This is a genomic window from Aeromicrobium duanguangcaii (genome assembly GCF_024508295.1).
Classification (GTDB): Bacteria; Actinomycetota; Actinomycetes; order Propionibacteriales; family Nocardioidaceae; genus Aeromicrobium; species Aeromicrobium duanguangcaii.
Genome location: NZ_CP101990.1, coordinates 1762773 through 1784402 on the forward strand (window position 1 = coordinate 1762773; position 21630 = coordinate 1784402).

At 70.9% G+C, this 21630-nt stretch carries 20 protein-coding genes; 11 read left to right on the forward strand and 9 right to left on the reverse strand.

Features of this window, described 5'->3' with window-relative positions:
- The first annotated feature begins 99 nt into the window (after window positions 1-99).
- Window positions 100-1158, forward strand: coding sequence for a DNA polymerase domain-containing protein (locus NP095_RS08765; protein ID WP_256765938.1), 1059 nt, complete (start codon window positions 100-102; stop codon window positions 1156-1158).
- A 184-nt stretch (window positions 1159-1342) separates the two neighbouring features.
- On the opposite strand, the gene NP095_RS08770 is transcribed toward NP095_RS08765, so the two are convergent.
- Window positions 1343-4735, reverse strand: coding sequence for a M14 family zinc carboxypeptidase (locus NP095_RS08770; RefSeq protein ID WP_256765939.1), 3393 nt, complete (start codon window positions 4733-4735; stop codon window positions 1343-1345).
- Between the two features lie 129 nt (window positions 4736-4864).
- Between NP095_RS08770 and NP095_RS08775 the strand changes: the two genes are divergently transcribed.
- A complete protein-coding gene (locus NP095_RS08775; protein WP_256765940.1) occupies window positions 4865-5497 on the forward strand; it encodes a DUF2510 domain-containing protein in 633 nt (210 codons plus the stop codon).
- Here NP095_RS08775 and NP095_RS08780 read toward each other — a convergent pair.
- On the reverse strand, window positions 5494-6582 hold the full coding sequence (locus NP095_RS08780) for an ATP-dependent DNA ligase (protein WP_256765941.1): 1089 nt from the start codon (window positions 6580-6582) through the stop codon (window positions 5494-5496). The two genes, NP095_RS08775 and NP095_RS08780, sit on opposite strands and share 4 nt — an antisense overlap.
- A gap of 31 nt (window positions 6583-6613) precedes the next feature.
- Here NP095_RS08780 and NP095_RS08785 point away from each other — a divergent pair, with 31 nt between their 5' ends.
- Genes NP095_RS08785 through NP095_RS08795 form a run of 3 tightly spaced genes read left to right on the forward strand, consistent with a single transcriptional unit; the run spans window position 6614 to window position 9188 of the window.
- Window positions 6614-7558, forward strand: a complete 945-nt coding sequence (locus NP095_RS08785) for an ABC transporter ATP-binding protein (protein ID WP_256765942.1) — start codon at window positions 6614-6616, stop codon at window positions 7556-7558.
- Window positions 7555-8325 (forward strand): ABC transporter permease, encoded by a 771-nt coding sequence (locus NP095_RS08790; protein ID WP_249378253.1) that lies wholly within the window; start codon window positions 7555-7557, stop codon window positions 8323-8325. The genes NP095_RS08785 and NP095_RS08790 overlap by 4 nt, the downstream gene beginning before the upstream one ends.
- The gene (locus NP095_RS08795; protein WP_249378254.1) at window positions 8316-9188 is read left to right on the forward strand and encodes a COX15/CtaA family protein; all 873 of its coding nucleotides are present in this window, start codon (window positions 8316-8318) and stop codon (window positions 9186-9188) included. The genes NP095_RS08790 and NP095_RS08795 overlap by 10 nt, the downstream gene beginning before the upstream one ends.
- Here the strand turns inward: NP095_RS08795 and NP095_RS08800 are convergent.
- The 3 genes from NP095_RS08800 to NP095_RS08810 are packed head-to-tail and all read right to left on the reverse strand — an operon-like array spanning window position 9082 to window position 10942.
- Window positions 9082-9621: a GNAT family N-acetyltransferase gene (locus tag NP095_RS08800; protein WP_256765943.1), complete on the reverse strand. Its 540-nt coding sequence runs from the start codon at window positions 9619-9621 to the stop codon at window positions 9082-9084. The two genes, NP095_RS08795 and NP095_RS08800, sit on opposite strands and share 107 nt — an antisense overlap.
- The gene (locus NP095_RS08805) at window positions 9618-9986 is read right to left on the reverse strand and encodes a hypothetical protein (protein WP_256765944.1); all 369 of its coding nucleotides are present in this window, start codon (window positions 9984-9986) and stop codon (window positions 9618-9620) included. Before NP095_RS08805 ends, NP095_RS08800 begins: the two co-directional genes overlap by 4 nt.
- Window positions 9987-10006: 20 nt before the next feature.
- Window positions 10007-10942: a heme o synthase gene (locus tag NP095_RS08810; protein WP_256765945.1), complete on the reverse strand. Its 936-nt coding sequence runs from the start codon at window positions 10940-10942 to the stop codon at window positions 10007-10009.
- Window positions 10943-11024: 82 nt separating this feature from the next.
- Here NP095_RS08810 and tkt point away from each other — a divergent pair, with 82 nt between their 5' ends.
- From tkt to pgl, 6 genes are read left to right on the forward strand one after another with little or no spacing between them, the layout of a single operon-like run.
- Window positions 11025-13208, forward strand: a complete 2184-nt coding sequence (gene tkt, locus NP095_RS08815; RefSeq protein WP_256765946.1) for a transketolase — start codon at window positions 11025-11027, stop codon at window positions 13206-13208.
- A gap of 23 nt (window positions 13209-13231) precedes the next feature.
- Window positions 13232-14320, forward strand: a complete 1089-nt coding sequence (gene tal, locus NP095_RS08820; protein ID WP_249378259.1) for a transaldolase — start codon at window positions 13232-13234, stop codon at window positions 14318-14320.
- 2 nt (window positions 14321-14322) lie between these two features.
- Window positions 14323-15882, forward strand: a complete 1560-nt coding sequence (locus tag NP095_RS08825; RefSeq protein WP_256765947.1) for a glucose-6-phosphate isomerase — start codon at window positions 14323-14325, stop codon at window positions 15880-15882.
- A complete protein-coding gene (gene zwf / locus NP095_RS08830; RefSeq protein WP_249378261.1) occupies window positions 15879-17396 on the forward strand; it encodes a glucose-6-phosphate dehydrogenase in 1518 nt (505 codons plus the stop codon). The genes NP095_RS08825 and zwf overlap by 4 nt, the downstream gene beginning before the upstream one ends.
- 1 nt (window position 17397) lies before the next feature.
- Complete coding sequence (locus tag NP095_RS08835; protein ID WP_249378262.1) at window positions 17398-18312, forward strand: glucose-6-phosphate dehydrogenase assembly protein OpcA; 915 nt, start codon at window positions 17398-17400, stop codon at window positions 18310-18312.
- 3 nt (window positions 18313-18315) lie between these two features.
- Window positions 18316-19020, forward strand: coding sequence for a 6-phosphogluconolactonase (gene pgl, locus NP095_RS08840; protein ID WP_256765948.1), 705 nt, complete (start codon window positions 18316-18318; stop codon window positions 19018-19020).
- A 16-nt stretch (window positions 19021-19036) separates the two neighbouring features.
- On the opposite strand, the gene NP095_RS08845 is transcribed toward pgl, so the two are convergent.
- Genes NP095_RS08845 through NP095_RS08860 form a run of 4 tightly spaced genes read right to left on the reverse strand, consistent with a single transcriptional unit; the run spans window position 19037 to window position 21630 of the window.
- Window positions 19037-19393 carry an RNA polymerase-binding protein RbpA gene (locus tag NP095_RS08845; RefSeq protein ID WP_404801110.1) on the reverse strand — a complete coding sequence of 119 codons (357 nt, stop codon included), beginning with the start codon at window positions 19391-19393 and terminating at the stop codon, window positions 19037-19039.
- Window positions 19390-19626, reverse strand: a complete 237-nt coding sequence (gene secG / locus NP095_RS08850) for a preprotein translocase subunit SecG (protein ID WP_249378265.1) — start codon at window positions 19624-19626, stop codon at window positions 19390-19392. The genes NP095_RS08845 and secG overlap by 4 nt, the downstream gene beginning before the upstream one ends.
- Before the next feature lie 13 nt (window positions 19627-19639).
- Window positions 19640-20437, reverse strand: a complete 798-nt coding sequence (gene tpiA / locus NP095_RS08855; protein WP_249378266.1) for a triose-phosphate isomerase — start codon at window positions 20435-20437, stop codon at window positions 19640-19642.
- Complete coding sequence (locus tag NP095_RS08860; RefSeq protein ID WP_256765949.1) at window positions 20434-21630, reverse strand: phosphoglycerate kinase; 1197 nt, start codon at window positions 21628-21630, stop codon at window positions 20434-20436. The genes tpiA and NP095_RS08860 overlap by 4 nt, the downstream gene beginning before the upstream one ends.

Here is a 21630-nt window from a genome sequence, read left to right on the forward strand (position 1 = left end):
TATTTCACAACACCATTGTTGCGTTAATGATTCCGCCCGTTCAACGAAGGCTCACCTCACTGAGCCCTGCGTCGCGTGATCCGAGGCTAAGGTCGGCCCATGGGGGCATCAGCAGCGGAGGTCGAGGCGGGCGGACGCACCGTGCGCGTCTCGAGCCCGGACCGGGTCATCTACGAGAAGACCGAGCGCACGCCGGACATCACGAAGCTCGAGGTCGTCGAGTACTTCGTCGCCGTCCAGGACGGGCTCATGCGGGCGCTGCGCGAGCGGCCGACGACGCTCGAGCGCTGGCCCAAGGGCGTGCGCGAGGACATGGTGATGGCGACCCGGGCCGACAGCCACGGCGACGCGTTCTACCAGAAACGCGTGCCCAAGGGCGCTCCCCCGTACCTCGAGACCGTGCGGATCCACTTCCCCTCCGGGCGGCGTGCCGACGAGATCTGCCCCACCGAGATCGCGGTCGCCGCCTGGGCGGCCCACATGGGCACGATCACCTTCCACCCGTGGCCCGTGCGACGGGCTGACGTCGACCACCCCGACGAGATCCGCATCGACCTGGACCCGCAGCCCGGCACGGACTTCAAGGACGCCCTGCGGGTGGCGAAGGTGGCCAAGGAGCTGCTGGAGGAGATCGGGATCCGCGGGTTCGCCAAGACCAGCGGCAACCGCGGCGTGCACATCTTCGCCCGGATCGAGCCGCGCTGGACCTTCACCGACGTGCGTCACGCGGCACTGGCCCTCGGCCGCGAGCTCGAGCGCCGCGACGACCGGGTCACCACCGCCTGGTGGAAGGAGGAGCGCGGCGAGACGATCTTCGTCGACTTCAACCAGAACGCCCGGGACCGGACGATCGCCAGCGCCTATTCACTGCGGCCGAAGCCCGGGGCCCCGGTCTCCACTCCCCTGACCTGGGACGAGCTGCTCGCGGTGGAGGACCCGCGCGACTTCAACCTCACCACCGTGCCGCCGCTGCTCGAGCAGCGTCCCGATCCGTGGGGCGAGATCGACGACGTCCAGCACAGCCTACAGACGCTGCTGGACTGGTACGACCGCGACGAGGAGAACGGCCTGGGCGAGATGCCCTACCCGCCGGACTACCCGAAGATGCCGGGTGAGCCGCGCCGCGTCCAGCCCTCGCGCAAGAAGCAGGAGAGCTAGTCCGCGGACGGATCGACAGCGGTGGCCCGTGCGCCCTCGGGCGCGGATCAGGTTCTCGGCCTGCGAGTTCCGGCGCAGATGGGCGAAGGCCGTCTCGGCCTCGACGGTCGCGTCCTTGCACGTCCCGGAATCACCACGCCCGCCCCGCCGAGTGCACGGCGGGGCGGGCGCGGTGGCGGGACGATCAGCGGCGGACCGTGATCTTGCCCTTCTTCGTGGCGGGCTTCACGTGGGCGTTGCCCAGATAGGACACCGTCACCCGCTTCGTCCCCCGGCTCAGGCGGGGCAGCTTGACCGAGCCCTTGCCCTTCGCGTTGATCGTGACCACGTACCCACGCGAGCCGACCCGCACGAGCGCCTTGCCGCGAGCATTCACGCCCGCCGGGGCCTTGACCGTGACCGTGACCCGGGCGCGGGTCGTGGTCCTGACCTTCTTCGGCGTGACCTTGAGGCCGACCGTCGCCCGAGCCTTGGTCACCCGCAGGACGACCGGCTTCGACGAGCTTGCTGCCACGTCACCCGCGCCGCGGTACGTCGCGGTGATCACCCGCGCACCGGTGCGCGGGAACGCTCCGAGGGCGACCGTGGCGCGGCCGGCTCGGTCGAGGGTGACCGTGCGATGGCGGGCGCCGTCGACGAGGACGTCGACCCGTCCCGCACCCGCGGTGACCTTGCCGTCGCGGTCGACCTTCACCGTGATGCTGGCCTTCGCGCCCTTCTTGCCCGCCTCGATGCTGCGCGGGGCGACCGTCAGGGCGACGGCGGCACTCGGCACGCCCGGGGCTGCCTGCACCTTCAGCGCCACGGGCTGCGAGGTGCTCCCCGCGAGCTCGGCGCTGCCGCCGTACTGCGCGGTGACCAGGCGCTGACCGGCCGTGGGAATCGCCGGGAGGGCGACCTCCGCGGTGCCGTCCGCACCCAGGTTGGCCGACCCGACCGCCTCGTCGTCGACGAACACGGTGACGACTCCCTCGGGGTCGGGCTGGTCACCGGCGCCGGTGGCGGCCACCGCGATCGAGGCCGTGACCCCGGTCTTGCCCGCAGCGATCGTGTCCCGGTCGAGCGTCAGGGACGTCGACGTCGCCGGGAGCGGCGCCTCGTACCCGACCCGGGCGATCCACGTGCGGTAGTTGCCCTCACGCCCCGGGACGAAGTTCCGCTCGACGTTGCCCCGGCTGTCGACCGCGATCCAGCGGATCTCGGCGCCCTCGTCGACCTTGAGCCGCTCACCACCCTCACGCAGGCCGGCGGCCGCGTACATCGTCGAGCGCAGGTTCGGGACCGTCCCGTCGGTCGTGTAGAAGATGCTCGCCGGCTCGTTCGTCGTGAACTCGACGTTCACCTTGCCCTCCGTGGTGCTCGAGGTGACCTTCACCTCGCTGGTGGGCGACACCGTGTCGGTGTCGTGGTCGCGGGCGATGCGCAGCATCTCGATGAGGCCGTTGGAGAACTCCATGGCCTCCTGGTGGGCGCCCGGTCCCTTCGGGTCCGTCGCCTCGAACGGCGGCTGGAAGGTCGAGCCGACCTCGAAGTCCCACGCGTAGATCCCGTACTTGTACCAGAGCATGTCGCCGGAGTTGCCGGCCGCGGAGTACAGGGTGTCGACCACGCGACCGGTGCGCGCCGGGGTCACCGACAGGCCACGGTGGCGCTTGATGGCGGTGAGGATCCGCGAGGACGAGCCCTGGAACAGCGACTCCTCCTCAAGCGTCGGCTCGGGCGCGGTCACGCGGCCGGGGACCTTGTACGCCGCGGGCGACCACATGAAGTAGTTGCCCGAGCTGTGGACGTTCATCGACCACTTCATGTTCGGGTGCGCGGCGACCCAGTCCACGTTCCGTGCCTCGGGCTCGCTCAGCTCGGCCGGACCCGCGAAGGTGCCGCTCGTGCACACGTCGTTCGCGCCCGAGTAGCCGTCGAAGAAGCTGTACTCGTCGTAGTTGCGGTTGACGTCCACTCCCCACTGGTCGCGGCCGTTCGCGTCGGTGGCGCCGCCGTCGGCGCAGTGACGCGTCATGTTCTTGCGCTGCGAGTTGAAGTCGTAGAACGAGTAGTGGCCGCCGTCGGGGTTGACCGACGGGAGCACCCAGATCTCCAGGTTGTCCACGAGCTCGCGCGTCGGCGCGTGCGTCGCGTAGTTGCGCAGGAGCCGCTCGGCGGTCTCGAGCGTCACCAACGGCGGGACCCACTCACGCGCGTGCTCCTGCGCGTAGAAGAAGACGCCCGGCTTGGAGCCGTCGCGAACCTTGCCGATCTTGATGGCGTAGACCTCGTGCGGGTTGCGCGAGACGTACTCGGGCGCCTTGAGGTTGTCGCTCAGCGTCGTCTCGGGCGTCGCCGGGACGACACCGGTCCCCGCGTTGCCGCGGTAGGTGGAGGCCGAGACGAGCGCGCTCGCCTCGGGACTCGCCGCGACGGCGGCCGCGACCTCCGCGGCCGTGCTCGTGGCGACGCCCGTGCCGTCGGTGGCCGAGGAGATGGTGATCGCGCGGTCCGCGACCGTCACGCTCAGGGCCTGGTCCGCCGCGGTCGGGTGCACCACGCGCACCGTGATCCCGTTGCCTCCCTCGTGCCCCAGCTGCTTCGAGTCGAACGCCACCCGACGCGGGTCGTCCGCAGAGGTCGTCCCGGCCGGAACGACCGCCTGGGCCAGGCGACGGTAGCCGTTGGTCTTGTTGGGCAGCTCGACGATCTCGGCCAGCTGCGGGTAGTCGGTCGCCAGCTGGTGGATGCGGTCGTAGAGCTGCGTCGGATCGAGGTAGGACGTGATGAAGTCCTGCTGGTAGCCGTCGCCCTTGAACGGGTCGGGCTCGTCGCCGGTGGGCAGCCAGTCCGTCACCTTGGCGATCGCGACGTCACCGCCGGGGCTGGTGATCCTGATCCGGTCCGGGCGGCTCGTCAGCGCCTGCTCGCCGGTCGTGGGGCTGGCGCCGCGGTGGTAGAGGTAGACGTTCGCGTCGACGAAGCGGTTGATCGTCTGGGTCCCGCCGCTGCCGAACGCCGTACCGGGACCGCTGTCGCGCTCCACCGTCAGCGCCGTGGTGGCGTCCTGCCCGTTCGCCCACTTCGCCTCGACCGACAGCACGGGCGTGCCGAACACGGTGTAGTACTCGGCGCGGGTGATCTTCACGTCGGAGACGTCGGGATGCGTCGCCTCGTCCGCGAAGGCCGCGTTGGCGGCCTTCGCGGCGCGGATCGTCGCGTCCCGCTGGTCGAGCGCGGCCTCGGTGTCCTGCTGCGTGTAGAGGGTCTCTCCGGTCTCGAAGCCCGCCGCGCGGAGCGCCTTGGCCTCGTTCCCCGTGATGATCGCGCGCACCTCGAGACCGCCCGGACGCTGTTCCACCCCGTGGTCGAGATCGACACCCGTCGCGACGAGCCGGTCGAGCTCGGCCGTGCCGGGCACCGTGATCGACACGACGGACGGCACCTCGTCCGGGAGGCGCTCGAGGGACACCGCGGCCGGGCCCGGAGGCGCGGCGGAGGCGACGGGAACGATGCTGGCCGCGGCAAGGGCGGGCAGCGCCAACGCAAGGACGGCCGCGGAGGCCTTCCTGCGCAGCGGGAGGAATGAGGCCATCAGCGTGGGTCCTGTCCATGGGCGACATGGGGGGGTGCCCACACCCTAGATGTAACGCAGGTCACACCGCCACCATCAGTCTTTCGGGAGCCTGCCCGGCCGGCCCGGTCCCGGCCGTATCCTCAACGCGTGAACCAGAAGGCGCCTGCGGGCTGGTACGACGATCCGGCCGGCAGCGGAGGCCAGCGGTTCTGGAACGGTCAGGCCTGGACCGAGCGGGTCGAGGGCGCGAAATCGGCGTCAGGTCGGGCCTCGTCCGACCGGCTGCCGGAGGGCTACATGATGCTCAACGGCGAACAGGTGCCGATCGGTCACAGCCTTCCCGAGCAGCCGCGCCGGTTCGGCCCCGTCGACGCGAAGAACCGCGGCGTCGTCGTCGCCGCGGCCGTCGTGATCGGCGTCGTGGTGCTGTTCCTCCTGTCGTCGCTGGTCCCGACGGAGGACCCGGGGATCGACCTGGGCGACTGGTCCGGTGGCGATGGCGACTTCGCCGCCCGGTACACGCTCGAGGTCGACTCACGCGAGGGCACGGGCGTGGACGTGATCTGGTCCGACGGCACCGACGAGTACACCGAGACTGCGGTCGACCCGGGCTGGAGCACCGACATCGGCGCCGTGGACGGTGGGGTCCGCCTGGACGCGACGGCGAACGACGGCCGGGACATCCCCACGTGCCGCATCCTCGACGCGGACGGGTCCGTCATCATCAAGGCCACGGCGGCCTTCCCCGGCGGGACGGCGACCTGCCGCTGGGACGACTAGAGCAGGACGTTGTCGAGGTCGTAGCGGGCGACCTCCTCCAGCTGCGCGTACGTGCACGACTCGGGCTCGCGGTCGGGGCGCCAGCGCTGGAACCGCGCGGTGTGGCGGAAGCGCGCCTGGTCGCCCTCGCCCTCCATGTGCTCGTAGGCGACCTCGACGACCCGCTCGGGCCGCAGCGGCACGAACGACAGGTCCTTGGTGCCCGTCCACCGGCTCTGCCCGCCCGGCAGCCGCCCGGACGCCTGCGCCTCGTCGTCGCGCCACCGGTCCCAGGGGTGCGACTCACCCGGCGCCAGCTCCAGCGGCGCGAGCTCCTCGACCAGCTCGGCCCGTCGGCTCTCGGTGAACGAAGCCGCGACACCGACGTGCTGCAGGCGCCCGTCGCCGGCGAACAGCCCCAGCAGCATCGAGCCGAGCAGCGGCCGCTCGGGCATCGAGTTCTTGTGGAGGCGGTAGCCGGCCACCACGACATCGGCGGTGCGCGCGTGCTTGACCTTCACCATCGTGCGGCCGTTCGGCGCATAGGGTCCGTCGAGGCGCTTCGCGATCACCCCGTCCAGCCCGGCGCCCTCGAAGATCGTGAACCAGCGCTGCGCCTCGTCCGGGTCCTGGGTGACGCGGGTGACGTGGATCGGCGCGGTGGCCGCGGAGAGCGCCTCCACGAGCGCGGGCCGTCGGACTGCCAAGGGCTCGTCGACGAAGGAGCGGTCGCCGAGCGCGAGCAGGTCGAAGGCCACGAAGGAGGCCGGCGTCTCGTGGCTCAGCATCGTCACGCGCGACGCGGCCGGGTGGATGCGGTTGCTCAGCGCGTCGAAGCTCAGACGGCCGTCCATCGCGATCACGATCTCGCCATCGAGGACGCAGCGCGCGGGGATGTGGGCGCGGATCGACTCCACGACGTCGGGGAAGTACCGAGTCAGCGGCTTCGTCGACCGGCTGGTGATCTCGATCTCGTCGCCGTCTCGGAAGATCAGGGCCCGGAAGCCGTCCCACTTGGGCTCGTAGAGCAGGTCGTCGCCGCGGGGCACCTGTTGGGCGGACTTCGCGAGCATCGGCGAAACCGGCGGCATCACGGGCAGGTCCATGGCTTCAACCTGCCACAACTAGAATGTTCTGGTGCCCTCGACGACATCTGTTCCCGCCGTGGAGGTTCGCGACCTCGTCATGCACTACGGCCGCAGCGACGCGGTCGTGCGAGCGGTCGACGGAATCGATCTGACCGTCGAGCCCGGCACGGTCACCGCGATCCTCGGGCCGAACGGCGCGGGCAAGACCACGACCATCGAGACGTGCGAGGGCTTCCGCCGTCCGCAGTCCGGCACGGTCCGGGTCCTGGGCCTCGATCCGGTCGCCGATGCCGAGGCGCTGCGCCCTCGCGTCGGCGTCATGCTGCAGTCCGGCGGCGCCTGGCTCGGCGTCCGCGCCGGCGAGATGCTGCGCCACATGGCCTCGCTCTACGCCACTCCCCTGCCCGTCGAACCTCTCGTCGAGCGGCTGGGCATGGAGTCGTTCGCCCAGACCCCGTACCGGCGGCTGTCCGGCGGTCAGAAGCAGCGCCTGTCACTCGCGATGGCGATCGTCGGCCGGCCCGAGCTGGTCTTCCTCGACGAGCCCACCGCCGGCCTGGACCCGCAGTCCCGCCGCGCCACGTGGGACCTCGTCGACGAGCTGCGCACCCACGGCGTCACGACCGTCCTGACCACGCACTACATGGACGAGGCGCAGGAGCTGTCGGACCACGTCCACATCATCGACGCCGGCCGCGTGATCGCGTCCGGCACGCCGGCCGAGCTGGTCGCCGTCGGCGCGCAGAACACGATCCGCATGCGCGCCCGCGCGGGTCTGGACCGCGACTCGCTGGCCGCCGAGCTGCCCCCGGGCACGACCGTGACCGAGCCCGAGCCGGGCCACTACGTCCTCACCACCGAGGTCGACCCGTCCGTCCTGCACCGGCTGACCGGGTGGTGCGCCGCCCACGACGTGCTGATCGACTCGGTCCTCGTCGAACACCAGACCCTCGAGGACCGGTTCCTCGAGCTGACCGGGCGGGACCTGCGATGACCTCCCTCGACCTCTCCCCCGCCCCCGGCGCCGCGTCGCGCGGCCGGCGCCTGGCCGCGCAGACCGCGATGGAGCTGCGGCTGACCCTGCGCAACGGTGAGCAGCTGCTGCTGACCTTCGTCATCCCGATCCTGTTGCTCGTCGCCGGCTCGCGCTCGGATCGTCTCGTCGGCGGGGACCGCCCCATCGACGTCGTCGCGCCCGGCGTGCTGGCGCTGGCGATCCTGTCGACCTCGTTCACCTCGCTGGCGATCGCGACGGCCTTCGAGCGCCGCTACGGCGTGCTCAAGCGCCTGGGCGCGACGCCGCTCTCGCGCAGCGGCCTGCTCGGCGGCAAGGTCGCCGCCGTCGCCGTCCTGCAGATCGGCCAGTTCGTGGTGCTCGGCGGACTCGCCCTCGCGCTGGGCTGGCGTCCCACCGGCGGCGCGAGCGGTTGGCTCTGGCTCGTCGTGCTGGGTCTGCTGGCCACCGTCGCGTTCGGCGGCCTGGGCCTGCTGATGGCCGGCACCCTGCGCGCCGAGGCGACGCTGGCCGGGGCCAACCTCGTGTACGTGCTCCTGCTGGTCGGCGGTGGCGTCCTGCTGCCGCTCGACCGCTACCCGGACGCCGTCGCCGAGGGACTCAAGCTGTTGCCGTCCGGGGCACTGGGCGAGGGCCTGCGTGACGCCTTCGCCACCGGATCGCCCGGTACGTTCGTCGTGGTGGTGCTCGCCGTGTGGGCCCTCGTGGCCGCGGCCGCCGCCGGAAGGTGGTTCCGATGGGAATGAACACGGTCTCGCGACGCACGACGTCGCAGGCGACGGTCGAGAAGTGGGCGTGGGCCAACCTCGTCGCCAACACCCTGATCATCCTGACCGGCGGGCTGGTCCGGTTGACCGGCTCCGGCCTGGGCTGCCCGACGTGGCCGCGCTGCACCGACGAGTCCTTCGTCCCGCACGGAGCCCTCGGCTGGCACGGCGTCATCGAGTTCGGCAACCGCACGCTGACCTACGTCCTCATCGTCATCGCCATCGGCACCGTGCTGGCCACGTGGCGATGGACCGGAGCCACGCGCACCCAGCTGCGTCTGGTGCTCGGCATCGCCATCGGGATCCCGTTCCAGGGCGTCATCGGCGGCATCACGGTGCTGACCGACCTCAACCCGTGGATCGTGTCGCTGCACCTGATCCTGTCGATGGGCCTGGTCGTCGCGGCGACGATCTTCCTGATGAGCCTGCGTCAGGAGGAAGGCACCGTCGATCGGATCCCGGCGTGGATCGTGCAGGGCGCCTACGTCGTCCTGCTGGCCGTGATCTACCTCGGCACGATCGTGACCGGCAGCGGCCCCCACGCCGGCGACGCGAACGCGCCTCGCAACGAGCTCGACCCCGTCTGGTGGAGCCGGATCCACGCCATCAGCGTGTGGACGTTCCTGATCCTGACGGTCGCGGCGATCGTCCTCACCCGTGGTCGCGCCCGGCAGGCCGGCGTGTGGGTGCTGGTGGCCGGACTGGCCCAGGGCCTGATCGGCTACGTGCAGTACTTCACTGATCTACCGATCGTCCTGGTCGCGACGCACCTGGTCGGTGCGGCCGTTCTGCTGGCGCTGGCCACGCGGTGGCTGCTGACGGCGCGGCCCGTCTCATCGTGAGGGTTCCCTCGTCGTCGGGCTCGCGTCCCGCGAGCTCGAATCCGCAGCCGGCGTAGAACGCGATCGCGCCGGCGTTCTCGGCCATGACCCGCAGGGACAGCGGCCGGCTCCCCGCGCGGGCGATCACCGCGTCCACCAGGACGCGGCCGATGCCGCGGTGGCGCGCCTCGGGCGCGACCCACATCGAGATCAGCTCGGGGGCGCCGGCCGTCGACAGCCCGACCATCGCGATGTCCTGGCCGTCGTCGTCGACCGCCAGGAGGATGGCTCCGGGCGCGGCGATCCGCTCGCGCCACCGACTCTCGGGCGCCTCGGGGCCCAGCTGGTGGGCCGAGCACGCGAACGCCGCACGATCCAGCGCCAAGGCGCGCGACCTCACGTCGCGCCACCGGCGCCAGCCGTCGGGCTCGAGCTCCTCGATCCGCACGCTCACGCGGCAGGTCGGCCCTTGACGTCGATCCGGCGACGCACCGCCCAGGAGCCCACGATCACGACGGTCGCGCCGATCACGGCGCCCGCGGTGACCATCATCCAGCCGATGGCGAACAGGCCGTCCTCACTGTCGGACCAGCTGGTCCAGCACGCCGCGGAGATGCCGACCACGGCCGAGACGACCAGCGGCAACAGGTCCATCGTGCGCGCCAGCCAGCCGCACGCGACTCCGATGACGAGCAGGACCACGACGAGGCCCGCGACCTGACCGACCGTGTACTGGTCGTCGGAGTCGGTGCCGAGGAAGATCCACCACGCGGCGAACGCGGCGGCGGCGGGAACGAGCCAGACGAGGAAAGCGCGCATGACGCGAGCCTACGACGTCGTCAGCCGATGAAGGGATCGACCGCCGCGGCGACGAACAACAGAGCCAGGTACGCGTTGGAGAAGTGGAACAGTCGCATCGGCTTGATGATCGACAGCTCCTCGGTCTCGCGGGCGCGGGCGCGCAGGTCGTAGGCCTCGATGAGGAACACGATGCCCAGCAGGATCGCCACCGACGGGAAGAACCAGCCCGTGTCGGCGACCGGCCAGACCAGCAGCGACGTCAGGACCGTCGCCCACGTGTAGCGGACGATCTGGCGGCCGACCTCGGCCGACGGCACGACCGACGGGAGCATCGGCACGTTGGCCGCGGAGTAGTCCTCGCGGTAGCGCATCGCCAGCGCCCAGAAGTGCGGCGGCGTCCAGAAGAAGACCACGAGGAAGAGCAGGAACGGGGTCCACGCCAGCTCGTTCGTGACGGCCGTCCAGCCGATGAGCGGCGGGAAGCAGCCCGCGGCGCCACCCCAGACGATGTTCTGGGTCGTGCGGCGCTTGAGGATCATCGTGTAGCCGACGACGTAGAAGACGTTGGCGGCCAGCGCCAGCGTCGACGACAGCCAGTTGACCGTCAGACCGAGCCACGCGGTCGAGAGCACACCGAGCACCAGGCCGAAGACGAGCGCCGAGCGCGTTCCCACGTGGTGGCGCGGGAGGGGCCGGCGGGCCGTGCGGCGCATCTTCTGGTCGATGTCGGCATCCACGACGCAGTTCAACGCGTTCGCGGAGCCGGCCGAGAGGGAGCCGCCGACCAGGGTGGCCACGACGAGCCACAGGTCGGGGACGCCCTTCTGGGCGAGGAACATCACCGGAACCGTGGTCAAAAGCAGCAGTTCGATGATGCGAGGCTTGGTCAGCGCCACGTATGCGAGCACCACATCGCGGCGCCCGGGCCGATCGATACGGGTGTGCTCGTCGGCGGCATGCGGAGTGACGGTCACATGGCAGAGTCTAATGCCCGACGGATAGGCTCAAGACGCAGACCTTGTTCGACCGACCTCGTGATGACCCAGGAGTTCCGCGGTGACCCACAGCCCTCACGCATCTGAACCGACGCTCGACTGGTCGGAGCTGGACGACCGCGCGGTCAACACGGCGCGACTGCTGGCGGCCGACGCCGTCCAGAAGGCCGGACACGGCCACCCCGGGACCGCCATGAGCCTGGCGCCCGCCGCCTACCTGATCTACCAGAAGCTGATGCGGCACGATCCCGCAGATCCGTCGTGGATCGGGCGCGACCGCTTCGTGCTCTCGTGCGGCCACTCGAGCCTCACGCAGTACATCCAGCTGTACCTGGCGGGCTACCCGATGACGCTCGAGGACCTGAAGTCCCTGCGCACCTGGGGCAGCCAGACCCCGGGCCACCCCGAGTACGGGCACACCCCCGGCGTCGAGGTCACCACCGGCCCGCTCGGCCAGGGCGTCGCCAACGCGGTCGGCATGGCGATGGCCGCCCGCCGCGAGCGCGGCCTCTTCGATCCCTTCGCCGGTCCGGGCGAGAGCCCGTTCGACCACGACATCTACGCCATCTGCTCCGACGGCGACCTGCAGGAGGGCGTCTCGGGCGAGGCCTCCTCGCTCGCGGGCCTGCAGCAGCTGGGCAACCTCACCCTCCTGTACGACGACAACAAGATCTCCATCGAGGACGACACCGACGTCGCGTTCACCGAGGACGTCGCGCTTCGTTACGAGGCCTACGGCTGGCACGTCCAGACCGTCGACTGGACCCACGGCGGCGGCGAGTACCGCGAGGACGTCCATGCCCTGGCGGACGCGTTCGCGGCTGCCAAGCGCGTCACCGACCGTCCCAGCCTCATCGTCCTGCGCACGATCATCGCCTGGCCCGCCCCGAACGCCCAGAACACGGGCGCCTCGCACGGCTCGGCCCTCGGCGCGGACGAGATCAAGGCCACCAAGGAGCTGCTCGGCTTCGATCCCGAGGTCGACTTCGCGGTCGCCGACGAGGTCCTCGAGCACACCCGCCAGGCCCTAGAGCGCGGCGAGCAGGCCCATGAGGAGTGGCAGACCCGCTTCGACCTGTGGGTCACCGCCAACGGCGAGCGCAAGGCGCTGCTCGATCGGATGATCAGCCGCGAGCTGCCCGAGGGCTGGGACGCGAACCTCCCCGTCTACGAGCCCAGCGAGAAGGGCGTCGCCACCCGCGTCGCCTCGGGCGACTTCCTCACGGCCGCCGCCGCGACGCTGCCCGAGCTGTGGGGCGGCTCGGCCGACCTCGCCGGCTCGAACAACACGACGCCCAAGGACCAGCCGTCCTTCCTGCCGCCGCAGAACTCGACCAAGAAGTTCACCGGCGACTGGTACGGCCGGGTGCTCCACTTCGGCATCCGCGAGCACGCCATGGGCTCGATCATGAACGGCATCGCCCTGCACGGGCCCACGCGCCCGTACGGCGGCACGTTCCTGGTCTTCAGCGACTACATGCGCCCCGCCGTCCGGCTGGCCGCGCTGCAGGAGCTGCCGGTCACGTACGTCTGGACGCACGACTCGATCGGCCTGGGCGAGGACGGACCGACGCACCAGCCGGTCGAGCACCTCGCCGCCCTGCGCACGATCCCCGGCCTGGACGTCGTCCGTCCCGCGGACGCCAACGAGACCGTGGCCGTCTGGTCGACGATCCTGCACCGCTACCACCGGCCCGCCGCCCTGGCCCTCAGCCGGCAGAACCTGCCGGTCTTCCCACGCGACGGCGAGTACGCGCCGGCGTCCGAGGCCGCCAAGGGCGCGTACGTCCTGCTCGACTCCCCCGCCGACCTGCACCACGCGACGCCCGACGTGATCCTCGTGGCCACCGGCTCCGAGGTGCAGCTGGCCGTGGCCGCCCGCGCGGCGCTGGCCGAGGAGGGCATCGCGGCGCGTGTCGTCTCGATGCCGTGCCGCGAATGGTTCGAGGAGCAGGACCAGGCCTACCGCGACAGCGTCATCCCGCCGCACGTCCGCGCCCGCGTCGCCATCGAGGCGGCCGTGGCGTTCGGCTGGCGCGACATCGTCGGCGATGCCGGCCGCATCGTCTCGCTCGAGCACTTCGGCGCCTCGGCGTCGTACACCGAGCTCTACGACCGCTTCGGCATCACCGCGCTGGCCGCGGCCGAGGCGGCCCGGGAGTCCATCCTGGCAGCGCAGCACGAGGGCGGAGTCCCCGTGTTCGCCCGGCCCACCGGACCGGTGCTCCCCGACACCACCCACTGACCCCCATCACAGGAGTGATCGACATGACCGAACGACTGAAGGCTCTCAGCGACGCGGGGGTGTCGATCTGGCTCGACGACCTCTCGCGCGAGCGAATCGAGACCGGAAACCTGGCCGAGCTGGTGACCAGCCGCTCGGTCGTCGGCGTCACCACCAACCCGACGATCTTCGCGTCGGCGCTGTCGAAGGGCGAGCGCTACGAGAAGCAGGTCGCCGAGCTCAAGGCCCAGGGCGCGGACGTGGACACCACGGTCTTCGCGATCACCACGACCGACGTCCGTGACGCGTGCGACATCCTGCGCCCGGTCTACGACCGCACCGACGGGTTCGACGGCCGCGTCTCGATCGAGGTCGAGCCGGGTCTGGCCCGCGACACCGACGGCACGGTCGAGATGGCCGAGCGGCTGTGGAAGGAGATCGACCGTCCGAACGTGATGATCAAGATCCCCGCCACGCGTGAGGGCCTGCCGGCGATCGCCGCGGCCATCGCCAAGGGCATCAGCGTCAACGTGACCCTGATCTTCTCCCTCGAGCGCTACCGCGGCGTCATGGACGCCTACCTCTACGGCCTCGAGCAGGCGGCGGCCGAGGGTCGCGACCTGTCGAAGATCCACTCGGTCGCGTCGTTCTTCATCAGCCGCGTCGACGCGGAGGTCGACGGCCGACTCGCCGAGGACAGCCCGCTGCGCGGCAAGGCGGCCCTCGCGAACGCCTATCTCGCGTACGCGACCTACCAGAAGGTCTTCGAGTCGGACCGCGCCCAGGCGCTGGTGGCGCAGGGCGCCCACCCGCAGCGCCCGCTGTGGGCCTCGACCGGAGTCAAGGACCCGGCCTACTCCGACACGCTCTACGTCACCGAACTGGTCGTGGACGGCACCGTGAACACGATGCCCGAGAAGACACTCGAGGCGTTCGCGGACCACGGTGAGGTCACCGGCGACACGGTCACCGGCCGTGGCGACGAGGCGCAGCGCCTGTGGGACGAGCTCGAGGCCCAGGGCATCACCTACGACGAGGTCGTCGAGGGTCTCGAGACCGAGGGCCTCAAGAAGTTCGACGACTCGTGGGCCGAGTTGCTCGAGACCGTCCGCGCCGAGCTCGACAAGGCCTGAGCATGACGTACCGACTCCGCATCCACGTTCCGCAGGACGAGTCGGTCGACCGGGCCGTCGAGGGACTCGTCGACGAGCGCTTCGCGTCCCGGCTGTTCGACGAGGACGGGACCCTCTGGGGTCCCGAGGCCGAGTCGGAGGCGTCGATCCGGCTGTCCTGGGTGACCCTGCACGAGTCGTCCCGGGCGCTGGTGCCGGACATCGTCGCGCTGCGTGACGACCTGCGGTCGCGAGGGATCACCCGCGTCGTGCTCTGCGGCATGGGCGGGTCGTCGCTCGCGCCCGAGGTCATCTGCGCGGCCGCCGGGGTCCCCCTCGACGTCCTGGACTCCTCGAACCCGGACATGGTGCGATCGGCGATCCGCGACCTGGAGTCCACGGTCGTGGTGGTGTCGAGCAAGTCCGGCGGCACCGTCGAGACCGACAGCCAGCGCCGCATCTTCGAGCAGGCGTTCACCGACGCGGGGCTCGACCCCAGCGCGCACCTGGTGATCGTGACGGACCCGGGCTCGCCGCTGGACGAGGAGGCCACGGCGGCCGGCTACCGGGTCTTCCGGGCCGACCCCCACGTGGGCGGGCGCTACTCGGCGCTCACCGCCTTCGGGCTCGTCCCCAGCGGCATCGCCGGAGCCGACATCGCGACGCTGCTCGACCAGGCCGGCGAGCTCGTCCCCGAGCTCAGCGCCGACGAGACCGGCAACCCGGGCCTGCGCCTGGGCACCGCGCTCGGCGTGGCCGCCCAGGCGGGTGTCGACAAGGTCGTCCTGTACGACCGCGACCAGCACGGCCTGGGCGACTGGATCGAGCAGCTCGTGGCCGAGTCCACCGGCAAGGAGGACACCGGCATCCTGCCGGTCGTCGCCCTGACGCCGGACGATCCCTTCAGCCCCGACGAGTTCGTCGTCCACCTGGGCACCGCCGAGGCTCCCGGACACCCGTGGGCGGCCGGCGTCGAGGCGTCGCTCGGAGCCCAGTTCCTGATCTGGGAGGTCGCCACGGCGGTCGCCGGACGGTTGCTCTCGATCGATCCCTTCGACCAGCCCGACGTCGAGAGCGCCAAGGCCGCGGCCCGCGAGCTGCTGGGCGGCGAGGCCTCGCTCCCCGCGCCCGACCACACCGGCGAGCTGGCGGACATCTACGGCTCGTCGGCGACGACGATCGCCGATGCGATCGCCGAGCTGCTCGGCCGGGTCGGCGAGCACGACTACCTCGCGCTGCAGTTCTACCTCGACCGCTGGGCGCTCGCCGGGCTGGAGTCCCTCGCCCCGTCGGTGGCGGGCCGGATCTCGCGCCCGGTGACGTTCGGCTGGGGACCGCGGTTCCTGCACTCGACCGGCCAGTACCACAAGGGGGGGACGCCCCGAGGCGTCTTCCTGCAGGTGACGGCCGACCCGGTGCAGGACGTGTCCGTGCCGGGCCGGGACTTCACCCTCGGCCAGTTCATCGTGTCGCAGGCCGCCGGCGATGCCAGCGTCCTGCGCGACAAGGGCCGCCCGGTGTTGCGACTGCACCTGCACGACGTCGAGGCGGGACTGGCCGCGATCAAGGACGCACTGGCATGAACCCCAACCCCCTGCGCGACCCACGCGACCGGCGGCTGCCGCGGATCGCGGGCCCCTGCTCGGTCGTGATGTTCGGCGTCACCGGCGACCTGGCCCGCAAGAAGCTGATCCCGGCGATCTACGACCTCGCCAACCGCGGCCTGCTGCCCCCGGGCTTCGGCCTCGTCGGCTTCGCCCGGCGCGACTGGGGCGACGGCACGTTCGCCACGCTGCTCAAGAAGGCGGCCAAGGCCGGCGCTCGCACCGAGTGGAGCGAGACCGTCTGGAAGCAGCTCGCCGCCGGCATCCGCTTCGTCCCCGGCCAGTTCGACGACGACGATGCCTGGGAGGAGCTCGCCAAGACGCTCACCAAGCTCGACGAGCGCCAGGGCACCGGGGGCAACCACGCGTTCTACCTGTCGATCCCACCGGGCCTGTTCCCCACCGTCGTGTCCAAGATCGACCAGCACGGCCTGGCCAAGCCCGGCGAGGGCTGGCGGCGCGTCGTCGTCGAGAAGCCCTTCGGTCACGACCTCGAGTCGGCCAAGGAGCTCAACCACCTGATCGGCAACGTCTTCGACGCCGAGTCCGTGTTCCGCATCGACCACTACCTGGGGAAGGAGACGGTCCAGAACATCCTGGCGCTGCGCTTCGCGAACCAGATGTTCGAGCCGGTCTGGAACGCCAACTACGTGGACCACGTGCAGATCACGATGGCCGAGGACATCGGCATCGGCTCCCGCGCGGGCTACTACGACGCGATCGGCGCCGCCCGCGACGTCATCCAGAACCACCTCCTGCAGCTGCTGGCACTCGTGGCGATGGAGGAGCCCGTCGCGTTCGACGCCTCCAGCCTGCGCGCCGAGAAGCAGAAGGTGCTGCGCAGCGTCCGGCTGCCCGACGACCTGGACAAGCACACCGCCCGGGCCCAGTACGTCGAGGGATGGGCCGGCGGCCAGCCCGTCGTCGGGTATCGCGGCGAGGAAGGCATCGACGACAGCTCGCTGACCGAGACCTACGCCGCGCTGCGCCTGGACATCCACACGCGCCGCTGGGCGGGCGTGCCCTTCTATCTGCGCACCGGCAAGCGGCTGGGGCGCCGCGTCACCGAGGTCGCGGTCGTCTTCAAGAAGGCCCCGCACCTGCCGTTCGAGAACATCGACGTCACCGAGCTGGGACACAACGCCCTCGTGATGCGGATCCAGCCCGACGAGGGCGTCACGATGCGCTTCGGCGCGAAGGTCCCCGGCACCACGATGGAGATCCGCGACGTCAACATGGACTTCGTCTACGGCGGCTCGTTCGTCGAGAGCAGTCCCGAGGCCTACGAGCGACTCATCCTCGACGTGCTCCTGGGCGACCCGCCGCTGTTCCCGCAGCACCGCGAGGTCGAGCTCTCCTGGGAGATCCTCGACCCGGTGATGGACCACTGGGCCCGCAAGCGCACGATCGACACCTACGAGGCCGGCACCTGGGGACCGAAGTCGGCCGACGACATGCTGGCCCGAGACGGCCGCGTCTGGAGGCGACCCTGACATGGACATGGTCCTCGAGGACACCAATGCCTCCGCCGTCGCGAAGGCCCTGACCAAGGGCCGCTCCCTGGCCGGCAGCCCTGCCATGGACATGGTCCTGACGCTGTTGATCGTCACCGACGAGGACAATGTCGCCGAGGCCATGAAGGCCGCCAACGTCCTGCAGCACGAGCACCCCTCGCGCGTCCTGGGAGTCATCCTGGGCGACGGGCGCGGCAAGCCCCGCCTCGACGCCCGCGTGCGAGTCGGGGCGGGCTCACCCGGTGAGTCGGTGCTGCTGCGCATGTCCGGTCCCCTGGTCAAGCACTCCGAGTCCGCGGTGCTGCCGCTGCTGCTGCCCGACTCCCCCGTCGTGGCCTGGTGGCCCGGCGTCGGGCCGCTGGAGCCGTCCGAGGACCCGATCGGCCGCCTCGCGCGCCGCCGGCTGACCGACTCCGAGCGCACGCCGGCCCCCGTCAAGTCGCTGCACCAGCTCGCTCCGGGCTACAGCCCCGGTGACACCGACCTGGCGTGGACGCGGCTGACCCTGTGGCGCGCCCTGCTGGCCGCCGCTCTCGACCAGACCTCGGGCACCGTCTCGGGTGGCCGGATCCTGGCCGACGACATCAACCCCGTGGCCGTCCTGCTGCGGGCCTGGCTGGAGTGCCGGCTCAACGTCCCGATCGAGTTCGTCGACGACGACTCCGGCCCCCAGATCCAGCGCGTCACCCTGTTCACCGACGTCGGCGACATCGACATCCGCCGCGTGGACGCGATGAGCTGTGAGTTCAGCGTGCCCGGCTCGGCGTCGCGCATCGTTCCCATCCGCCGCCGGACGATCCCCGAGCTGTTGGCCGAGGACCTGCGACGCCTCGACGCCGACGAGGTCTACGCCGAGACCCTGCACCACCTCGACAGCAGCGTGAAGAAGGGATGAGCGATGACCATTCGCATCTTCGACAGCGGTGACGACCTCGCCCTGGCCGTCTCGCGGCAGCTGGCCGCCCGGGTGCAGTCGATCCAGCTCGCCGGGCGGACGCCGCGCCTGGTCCTGACGGGCGGCTCGATCGCGACGAAGATCTACGGCCGTCTCTCGGCCGAGAGCGGCGCCCGCTGGTCGGCAGCCCACTACTGGTGGGGCGACGAGCGCTTCGTCCCCGAGGGTCACGAGGATCGCAACGACCGCCAGGCTCGCGAGGGCTTCCTGGACCGGCTCGCCGTTCCCGACGACCACATCCACGCCATGCCGGCGCACGGCTGTGAGCTCTCGATGGCCGACGCTGCGGACGCCTATGCCGAGGAGCTTCCCGAGGAGGCGTTCGACGTCGTCCTGCTCGGCGTGGGCCCGGACGCCCACATCGCCTCGCTCTTCCCGGGGCACCCGCAGGTGCACGAGCGGGAGCGGCTGGCGGTCGAGGTCCTGGACTCCCCCAAGCCCCCGCCGCAGCGGATCACGCTGACCTATCCGGCCCTGAACCACACTCGGGCGACGTGGTTCGTCGTCTCCGGGGCGGACAAGGCCGAGGCCGTGGCGAAGGCCATGAGCGGCGTCTCGATCGACGAGGCACCCGCCGCCGGCGCCCGCGGGATCGAGGAGACCGTGTGGTTCCTGGACTCCGCGGCCGCGGCGAAGCTGCCGCGCTGAGGCGCGGCAGCCCCGATCAGAAGATGATCTCGCCGGTCTTGCGCTTGCTGCGCAAGGTGTCGAGGGCTTCCTTGAGGATGTCGGCGGCCTCGGTCTCGGAGCGGCGCTCCTTCACGTAGGCCAGGTGCGTCTTGTACGGCTCGGTCTTCGGCGCATCCGGCCGGTTGTCCGAGTCCATGCTGGCGGGCATGCCGCACTTGGGGCAGTCCCACTCGACGGGCACCTCGGCCTCGATCGCGAACTGCAGCGTGATCGAGTGGTCGTTGGTGCAGAAGTACGAGATGAACTGACGGGGGGCCGCCTCGCCGCGCTCGGCCTCGCCCATGGGGCCAGAGCCGATGCGGCTGCCGCGAATCGCGCCGGCGGCCATCAGTTGCTCACCTTCAGCAGCAGGCCGAGCGCGAAGACGCACACGACCCACACCGTAGCGGTGCCGACCGTGATGCGGTCGAGGTTGCGCTCGGCGACGGACGAGCCGCTGAGCGAGCTCGACACACCGCCGCCGAACATGTCGGAGAGGCCGCCACCTCGGCCCTTGTGCATGAGCACGAGGACGATCATGAGCAGGCTGCTCAGGGCAAGCAGCAGGGAGAACGCGATGACCACGTCTCTCCTTTCGTCAGGACCCCGCGAGGTCGGGCATGTCGTAGAACCGAACGATCCCGGCGAACTCCTCCGCGACCAGACTGGCCCCGCCGACGAGTGCACCGTCGACGTCGGGCTTAGCCATGATAGCCGCCACGTTCGACGCCTTGACCGATCCGCCGTACAGAATACGTGTCTGGTCGGCCACGTCCGCACCCCAGGTCTCCGCCAGGCGTCCGCGGATGGCCGCGCACACCTCCTGAGCGTCCTCCGGAGTGGCGACCTCGCCGGTGCCGATGGCCCACACGGGCTCGTACGCGATGACCAGTCCGGCGACCTGCTCGGCCGAGAAACCGGCCAGCGAGCCGTCGAGCTGACCCAGCGTGTACGCGACGTGCTCGCCGGCCTGACGGACCTCGAGGCCCTCGCCGACGCAGACGATCGGGGTCATGCCCGCAGCGAGCGCCTTGCCGGCCTTCTCGTTGACGAGCTGGTCGGACTCCTGGTGGTACTCACGGCGCTCGGAGTGGCCGACGACGACGTACGAGCAACCCAGCTTCGCCAGCATCGCCGCCGAGATCTCGCCGGTGTACGCCCCGCCGTCGTGCGACGAGACGTCCTGGGCGCCGTAGCCGATCGGCAGCTTGTCGCCGTCGATCAGCGTCTGGACGCTGCGCAGGTCGGTGAACGGCGGGATGACGACGACCTCGCTCTTGGCGTAGTCGTGCTTCTTGTCCGACAGGGTCCACGCCAGCTTCTGGACGAGGACCACCGCCTCCTGATGGTTCAGGTTGGACTTCCAGTTGCCCGCCATCAACGGCGTACGCGTCATGCCTTCTCCTCCAGAACGGCCAAGCCCGGGAGCGTCTTGCCCTCGAGGTACTCCAGGCTCGCGCCGCCACCGGTCGAGATGTGACCGAACTGGTCGTCGCTGAAGCCCAGCTGTCGCACGGCGGCTGCGGAGTCTCCACCACCGACCACCGACAGGCCGTCGACCTCGGTCAGCGCCTGCGCGACGGTGCGGGTGCCGGCGGCGAACGGCGCCATCTCGAACACGCCCATCGGGCCGTTCCAGAACACCGTCTTCGCACCGCGGATCACGTCCGCGAACGCCCGCGCGGACTCCGGGCCGATGTCCAGGCCCATCTGGTCGTCGGGGATCTGGTCGATCGTGACGGTCGTGGCCGGTGCGTCGGCCTTGAACTCCGGCGCCACGACGACGTCGGTCGGCAGGACGATCGAGACGCCCAGCTCCTGGGCCCGCGACAGGTACTCGCGGGCGACCGGGATCTGGTCCTCCTCCAGCAGCGAGGAGCCGACGCCGTGGCCCTGGGCCGCGAGGAAGGTGAAGACCATCCCGCCACCGATGACCAGCGTGTCCGCCTTCGTCAGGAGGTGGTCGATGACGCCGAGCTTGTCGGAGACCTTCGAGCCGCCCAGCACGACCGCGTACGGCCGCTCGGGCGACTCCGTGAGCCGCTTGAGCACCTCGACCTCGGCCTGGACCAGCCCGCCGACGGCGGACGGCAGTCGCTTGGCGATGTCGTAGACGCTGGCCTGCTTGCGGTGCACGACGCCGAAGCCGTCGGACACGAACACGTCGCCCAGCGCCGCGAGCTCGTCGGCGAACGCGCCGCGCTCGGCGTCGTCCTTGCTGGTCTCACCCGGGTTGAACCGGACGTTCTCGAGCAGGGCGACCTGACCGTTCTGGAGCTCCTCGACCGTGCGCTGCGCGTCGACACCCACGGTGTCGGACGCGAAGCGCACGGTCTCGCCGAGGAGCTCGCTCAGTCGCGAGGCGACCGGCGCCAGGGAGTACTGCGGGTCCGGCTGGCCCTTGGGCCGGCCCAGGTGCGCCATCACGATGACGCGCGCACCCTCGTCGACCAGCTTCTGGATCGTCGGGACGCTCGCGCGGACGCGACCGTCGTCGGTGATCGTCGTACCGTCGAGCGGCACGTTCAGGTCACTGCGGACCAGGACTCGTTTGCCCTTGAGCTTCCCCAGGTCGTCGATCGTCTTCAC

What these genes read in the sequence shown, in the direction of transcription:
- NP095_RS08765 (WP_256765938.1), top strand. Translation starts at nt 100, where the DNA reads ATGGGGGCATCAGCAGCGGAGGTCGAGGCGGGCGGACGCACCGTGCGC.
- NP095_RS08770 (WP_256765939.1), bottom strand. Translation starts at nt 4,735, where the DNA reads ATGGCCTCATTCCTCCCGCTGCGCAGGAAGGCCTCCGCGGCCGTCCTT.
- NP095_RS08780 (WP_256765941.1), bottom strand. Translation starts at nt 6,582, where the DNA reads ATGGACCTGCCCGTGATGCCGCCGGTTTCGCCGATGCTCGCGAAGTCC.
- NP095_RS08790 (WP_249378253.1), top strand. Translation starts at nt 7,555, where the DNA reads ATGACCTCCCTCGACCTCTCCCCCGCCCCCGGCGCCGCGTCGCGCGGC.
- NP095_RS08795 (WP_249378254.1), top strand. Translation starts at nt 8,316, where the DNA reads ATGGGAATGAACACGGTCTCGCGACGCACGACGTCGCAGGCGACGGTC.
- NP095_RS08805 (WP_256765944.1), bottom strand. Translation starts at nt 9,986, where the DNA reads ATGCGCGCTTTCCTCGTCTGGCTCGTTCCCGCCGCCGCCGCGTTCGCC.
- tal (WP_249378259.1), top strand. Translation starts at nt 13,232, where the DNA reads ATGACCGAACGACTGAAGGCTCTCAGCGACGCGGGGGTGTCGATCTGG.
- NP095_RS08825 (WP_256765947.1), top strand. Translation starts at nt 14,323, where the DNA reads ATGACGTACCGACTCCGCATCCACGTTCCGCAGGACGAGTCGGTCGAC.
- zwf (WP_249378261.1), top strand. Translation starts at nt 15,879, where the DNA reads ATGAACCCCAACCCCCTGCGCGACCCACGCGACCGGCGGCTGCCGCGG.
- NP095_RS08835 (WP_249378262.1), top strand. Translation starts at nt 17,398, where the DNA reads ATGGACATGGTCCTCGAGGACACCAATGCCTCCGCCGTCGCGAAGGCC.
- pgl (WP_256765948.1), top strand. Translation starts at nt 18,316, where the DNA reads ATGACCATTCGCATCTTCGACAGCGGTGACGACCTCGCCCTGGCCGTC.
- tpiA (WP_249378266.1), bottom strand. Translation starts at nt 20,437, where the DNA reads ATGACGCGTACGCCGTTGATGGCGGGCAACTGGAAGTCCAACCTGAAC.